Source organism: Sulfurovum sp., assembly GCF_041562805.1.
Taxonomy (GTDB): domain Bacteria; phylum Campylobacterota; class Campylobacteria; order Campylobacterales; family Sulfurovaceae; genus Sulfurovum.
This window is the reverse complement of record NZ_JBFFOH010000145.1, coordinates 1-6,295: the sequence shown is the minus strand read 5'-3', so window position 1 is coordinate 6,295 and position 6,295 is coordinate 1. Positions and strand designations below refer to the sequence as shown.

Here is a 6,295-nt window from a genome sequence, read left to right as displayed (position 1 = left end):
GCAGCGTTGATATTTTCAACACCATTTGCATAAATGTTTGCGATTAGATAACCATCTCTTTTAAGCTGCTTTGCATTACGCTTACCGATACTCTCTCTAACGATACCTTCTAACATATCTGTCCTTTGTTCATTGTATAATTTTTTACTTAATAAATTACTTCATTTTCGTAAAATAGACGCGAATTATACCCAGTTTGTATTAAATTATTCTTGCCTTCATTATTATGTCTCGGTTCCGTCGTTACTGCCGTGAAGTAATTCACGACAGCTTAACTCTCATCATCATCTTTAAAGTCAAAGACATCAAGATTTTTTTCATGGGCATGTTCATCAATGATCGCACCTTTTCCAACCCCTTGCATTTTAAGTTTCATATCTGCAGGATTTGTCGCATATTCAAGTGCTACTTCTTCAGTGATCTCACCTTTACGCAAGATATCTAAGAGTGCCTGGTCAAAGGTCTGCGTACCGTATATCTCTTTTCCTTCAAAAAGAGCGTCAGGAATTTCTGCATCTCTGTTTTCTGCTATGAGCTGCTCGATCCTTGCCGTTTTTTTAAGAATTTCAATCCCTGCTACCCTTCCTCCACGCTTCGTAGGAATAAGTCTTTGGGAAATAACACCCTCAAGTACAGAGGCTAAAGACATACGAATACGGTTTTGCTCCTCATTTCCAAACATACCGACAATTCTGTCTATCGTCTCTTTTGCATCCAAAGTATGCAGTGTGGAAAATACAAGGTGTCCCGTATTGGCTGCATGAAGCGCGATATCGATCGTCTCCAAGTCCCTCATTTCCCCTACAAGTATAATATCCGGATCTTCTCTCAGTGCAGCTCTTAGTGCATCAGAAAAGGAGTGTGCATCCGGACCTATACCCCTTTGGTTTATCAGACAACCTCTGTCTTTGTGTACAAATTCTATAGGATCTTCAACCGTGATAATATGTTTTTTCTGGTCTCTGTTTATCTTGTCCAGGATAGCTGCCAAAGTCGTTGATTTACCAGAACCTGTGACTCCGGTTACAAGTACAAGACCTCTTTGTATCTCTGTAAATGTTTTGATCACTGGTGGTAGATTCAGTTCATCCAGTGTCAATATCTTCACGGGAATAATACGGAAAACAGCGCTCAAACCATCCATTTGGAAAAAGAAGTTTACACGAAATCTATTTTCATCCCCCAGCACATAAGAAAAATCCAGATTTCTATCTGTCTTTAATTTTTCATATTGGTCTGCAGTAGTAATTTCCTGAGCCAGTTTATCCATCATATCTGCGGTCAAAGCTTCTTTACCCAATATTTTTAAAACACCATGTACACGGACCCTGACCTGGGAACCTGATTTAAGATGCAGGTCACTCCCGCTATTACTGATCATTGTTCTAAGATATAATTTGAGTGTTTCTTCCATAGTGAACCTTTTGGCGTATTATTTTATTTTAAACTGTCAAGCATCTCTTGAAATGCTTTTTCAAATGCTTCAAGCCCCTCATTTAAAAGTTGGTTGTACACAGCATCCATCTCAAATCCATTATCAGCTAATTTTGTGAAGTAGCCGTTAATGTCATTCTCTTCCAAAGGAAATTTAGCAGGTGTAGCTTTTTTAGCGATATACGCTTCTATCGTCGCAAGAGGTGCAGTGTTCACAGAATGAGGTGCAAGAAGTTCTCTTATATAGTAATCTGCAGCTAAATCATCACCTTTGACCCCTGTACTTGCAAAAAGTGTACGTATACTAGGTGTGTTGTTCGCTTCGATAAGATTGTAAATTTTTGCAGCATTGTAAATACCTGTTTTAGCAATATTGATACCCTCTTTTTCCAAATCAGTGTCAAGTAATCTGTCAAAACGGCTTACAAAAACAGAGATCACTGCTTCTGCTCTCAATCCACCATCTTTTTCAAAACAATCCAAGCCTTTTTTCATGGCCTTAAGGGATCTTTGTGTCTGTTTAGGTGAAAAGATAAGTGTGGCATTGACAGAGATACCTGTACTTAGCAATTCTGTCATAGCATCATACCCTGCTTCAGTTGCAGGTACTTTTACCATCACATTAGGTTCACCTATGGCAGCAAAGAGTCTTTTACCCTCTGCAACAGTTCCTTCTGTATCATTAGAGAGGAAAGGATCAACTTCTATAGATATATACCCGTCATTTCCTTCATCATATAAAGGTCTTAAGGCTTGTGCAGCATTACGAATATCTTCTATCGCCAGTGCTTCATATTTCTCTTTTGGACTTTTACCTGAAAGAGAAGATAACTGCTCTTTATATGCAGGAGATGTTGTAATTGCAGAAGCAAAAATCGACGGATTACTTGTAGCTCCGTTAATAATACCTTTTTCAATCAATGCTGAAAAATTATTTTTGAGAAAATCTCTTTCTACAAAATCCAACCATAAAGAGAATCCTATATCTCTATTTACCATCACTATACTCCCACTTAAAATGCTGCCATGAACCGAAATCAGTAGTTTTTTCAAGTGCATTCTCTAATGCTCCAAGAAAAATATCTCGCTCTACTGTTTCAGCGCCTAAACGTATCATATGATCTGTTTTCATCTGACACTCTATAAAATCATAACCTCTACTGCCTAAAACGTCACTTAGTGCTTTAAAAGCAACCTTTGATGCATCCGAAACCAAGGAGAACATAGACTCACCAAAAAAAGCTTTTCCTATAGAGACACCATAGAGTCCCCCTACCAGTTTTTCCTCTTTATACACTTCTACACTGTGTGCAAAACCCTCTTCATGTAGTCGGATATAAGCCTCTTCCATCTCAGGAAGTATCCAGGTACTATTTTGTCCTTCTCTAGGCACTGTAGCACAATATCTGATCACATCTGAAAATCTTTCATCAAAAGTCACAGAGAATTTTCCCGAACGCAATACTCTTCTAAATGATTTTTTGACCTTGAAATTATGTGGGTAAAGAAGAAGTCTTGGGTTGGGGGACCACCAAAGTATAGGATCTCCCTGACTGTACCAGGGAAATATGCCTTGTTTGTATGCAGTAATTATCCTATGAGAAGAAAGGTCTCCTCCATATGCTAGGAGTCCTTCATCAGAGGCTGAACGTGGGTCTGGAAAAGCGGTAGCATGTTTGCTTAGAGGAGGGATAAAATAATTTTCCTCATCAGACATTGAAGCCAATTATTTTCCTTCGAATTCAAAATCTAATTTTTCATCTTTATAGCTTACTTTGACAGAACCACCTTTTTTAAGTTTTCCAAAAAGTATCTCATCAGTCAATGCTTCTTTGACTTTTGCATCAATGACACGTGCGATGTGTCTTGCACCATAACGTTCATCATAACCTTCTTTAGCCAAATACTCTTTTGCTTTTTTACTCAATGCCACTTTTACTTTTTTAGGTTTAAGAAGAATGTTTAATTTATCCAGTTCTGTGTCTACGATCGTTACAAGCGTATCCAGACCAAGTGCATTAAATTCTATCGTAGCACTAAGACGGTTTCTAAATTCCGGGGCAAAGAAAGATGCCAATGCTTTGTCTGTCTTCATAGAATTATCTTTTTGAAAGCCCATAACATTGGCTTCTTTTGTTCCTATGTTTGACGTCATGATAAGTATGACATTCTTGAAGTCACTTACTACACCATTGTTATCTGTCAGTTTGGCCCCATCCATGACTTGAAGTAAAATATTCATAATATCCGGATGTGCTTTTTCTACCTCATCAAGCAGTAAAACTGTATGAGGATGCTTTTTGATCATTTCAGTCAGTAATCCACCTTGCTCATACCCTACATACCCTGGAGGTGCACCAACTAAACGGCTGATGGTATGGGCTTCCATGTATTCACTCATATCCAACCTCTCAAAATGCACATGCATCGTTTTCGCAAGCTGTGTTGCAAGTGCAGTTTTACCTACGCCTGTAGGACCTACGAACAAAAAGCTTCCTATAGGTCTATTATCAGCGTTGAGTCCTGCATATGAACGCTTGATAGCTGTTGCCAATGCACCTATGGCTTCATCTTGTCCGATGATATGTGAGGCTAGATCTTTTTCTAACGATTTAAGTTTTCTTGTGTCATCCGTGCCTATCACCGTTGAAGGAAGTTTCATGATCTTCGCAACACTCTCTTCAATATCTTTTGGTTTGACAATGACACCTTCTTGGCCTCTAAGCATAAAGTGCGCACCTACTTCATCGATGATATCCATTGCTTTATCCGGTAAAAATCTGTCATGCAAGTACTTTACAGAAAGGTCGATAGCTGACTGGAGCGCCGCGTCTGTAAACGTGATGTTATGAAAGTCTTCATACTTATGCTTGATCCCCTGTAGGATCGTCATTGTATCTTCAATACTCGGCTCTTCTACATCTACTTTGGCAAATCTACGGCTGAGTGCCTTATCTTTGTCAAAAAAGTTTCTATACTCTGCATACGTTGTTGCACCGATACACTTTAAGTCACCGCGCGCAAGTGCTGGTTTCAGTAAGTTAGACGCATCCATACTTCCACCACTGGTTGCGCCTGCGCCTACCATGGTATGGATCTCATCGATGAATAAGATGGCGTCATCCTGTGTTGTAAGTTCCTTGATGATGCCTTTGAGACGTTTCTCAAAGTCCCCTCTGTATTTTGTACCTGCGATCAAAGCACCCATGTCTAAAGCAAACACTTTTGAGTTTTGGAGTATTTCGGGAACATCACCTTCAGAGATCTTAAGTGCCAATCCTTCTGCGATAGCAGTTTTACCCACACCCGGTTCACCCACAAGCAGAGGATTGTTTTTCTTACGTCTACAGAGTGTTTGCATAACACGCTCTATCTCTTCTATACGCCCAACTACAGGGTCTATTTTCCCTGTTTTAGCCAGTGCTACAAGCTCCATCGTAAACTGATCCAAGAGTGTCTGTTCTTCTTTTTTCTCATCTGTGACATTGTTTACTTTATCATATCGGTGAGAAATGACTTCAAGTACATCTACACGCGCTATGCCCTCTTTCTTCATCAAATACACCGCATATGAATGTTCTTGCATAAAGATCGCTGCGATCATATCACCTATACTGGCTTCTGTCCTTCCGGAACTGTGTATGTGTGTCATCATGTCATTTATGGCACGGGAAAGTGCCACCGTTTCAAATGGTTCTACAGCTTCTTTAAGTGAAGGAATGGTCTTTGTAATATGCTCTACGATCCCTACTTCCAGTCTCTTAAGGTCTGCATCAAGTATAGAAAGAATCTCTTGTCCGGCTATACTTTTGACTATAGACAAGAAAACATGCTCTACTGTCAAGTACTCATGTCTATTTTCTTTAGCATACCCTACAGCTTGTTTAAATACATCATTCAGTGCAATACTAATCATATTAATGATCCTCCTCAATGGTTGCGAGTAATGGAAACTCATTTTGCTTGGCCCGTTGCTTGACCTGCTGTGCTTTCGTTTGTGCTATCTCAAAGCTGTAAACACCACATATGGCTTTGCCTTTTTCATGTATCTGCAACATGATCTGTTCTGCTTGGGCATGTGTCTTATGAAAAATACCCGTAAGTACTTCCACTACAAAATCCATACTTGTATAATCATCATTGTGCAGCAACACTTTAAACATCTGTGGTTCGTGTAACTCTAACTCTAGCTCTAACTCTTCTTCAAACTTTGGCATATTATGTTAAAATCCTCATAAATTATTCTATACTATTATACAAAAAAAACGGAGAAATGCAAGTGCAATCACTTTTCATCACTGCCACCGGTACAAACGTGGGGAAAACACACACCACAGTTCAACTCATTGAAGCCTTTGCTTCCCAAGGTTTGTCTGTAGGTGTATTTAAACCTATCGAAACAGGTGTTAGTCCTGTGCCACATGATGCCAGTTTACTCTTAAAAGTTTGCCAGAAGGTAAACAAGCACTTCAGGGACCTCACTCCGGAAGATATCACAGCATATACTTTTCCCTTACCTGCAGCCCCTTTTTGTGCAGATACAAAGCAAGAGATAGTCATTGAGAAGATCACAAAAAAGTATCAAGAACTCTCACAACTCTGTGACATACTTTTAGTGGAAGGTGCCGGTGGTCTTTTGGTACCTGTGACAAAAGATTTTATGATGATAGATCTAGCTAAAAAACTGGAATCAAAAGTACTTCTGGTCACACCAAGCAGATTAGGATGCATCAACGATACATTACTCTCCATGGAAGCATTAAGATCTCGTGATATAGAGTTTGACTGGTGTGTAAATCTATTTGAGGACAAAGAGAGTTTTCCAGAAGTAACACAACCTTTTTATGATGCAGCATTCCCT

At 39.4% G+C, this 6,295-nt stretch carries 6 protein-coding genes and 1 pseudogene; 1 reads left to right on the top strand and 6 read right to left on the bottom strand.

Annotation, left to right across the window (positions count from 1 at the left end; translation table 11 throughout):
• The 6 genes and pseudogenes from ABYK33_RS12855 to ABYK33_RS12830 all read right to left on the bottom strand — a co-directional run.
• Positions 1 to 116: pseudogene (locus tag ABYK33_RS12855) on the bottom strand (50S ribosomal protein L25); the annotation flags it as partial.
• A gap of 155 nt (positions 117 to 271) precedes the next feature.
• Complete coding sequence (locus ABYK33_RS12850) at positions 272 to 1,414, bottom strand: type IV pilus twitching motility protein PilT (RefSeq protein WP_373033666.1); 1,143 nt, start codon at positions 1,412 to 1,414, stop codon at positions 272 to 274.
• Positions 1,415 to 1,437: 23 nt separating this feature from the next.
• A complete protein-coding gene (locus ABYK33_RS12845) occupies positions 1,438 to 2,433 on the bottom strand; it encodes a transaldolase (protein WP_373033665.1) in 996 nt (331 codons plus the stop codon).
• Positions 2,423 to 3,151: a leucyl/phenylalanyl-tRNA--protein transferase gene (aat, locus tag ABYK33_RS12840; protein ID WP_373033667.1), complete on the bottom strand. Its 729-nt coding sequence runs from the start codon at positions 3,149 to 3,151 to the stop codon at positions 2,423 to 2,425. The genes ABYK33_RS12845 and aat overlap by 11 nt, the downstream gene beginning before the upstream one ends.
• Positions 3,152 to 3,160: 9 nt before the next feature.
• The gene (gene clpA / locus ABYK33_RS12835) at positions 3,161 to 5,350 is read right to left on the bottom strand and encodes an ATP-dependent Clp protease ATP-binding subunit ClpA (protein WP_373033664.1); all 2,190 of its coding nucleotides are present in this window, start codon (positions 5,348 to 5,350) and stop codon (positions 3,161 to 3,163) included.
• A gap of 1 nt (position 5,351) precedes the next feature.
• On the bottom strand, positions 5,352 to 5,651 hold the full coding sequence (locus tag ABYK33_RS12830) for an ATP-dependent Clp protease adaptor ClpS (protein ID WP_373033663.1): 300 nt from the start codon (positions 5,649 to 5,651) through the stop codon (positions 5,352 to 5,354).
• Between the two features lie 56 nt (positions 5,652 to 5,707).
• Here ABYK33_RS12830 and bioD point away from each other — a divergent pair.
• Positions 5,708 to 6,295 (top strand): dethiobiotin synthase (gene bioD, locus ABYK33_RS12825; RefSeq protein ID WP_373033662.1); only part of this gene is annotated, 588 nt, incomplete at its 3' end.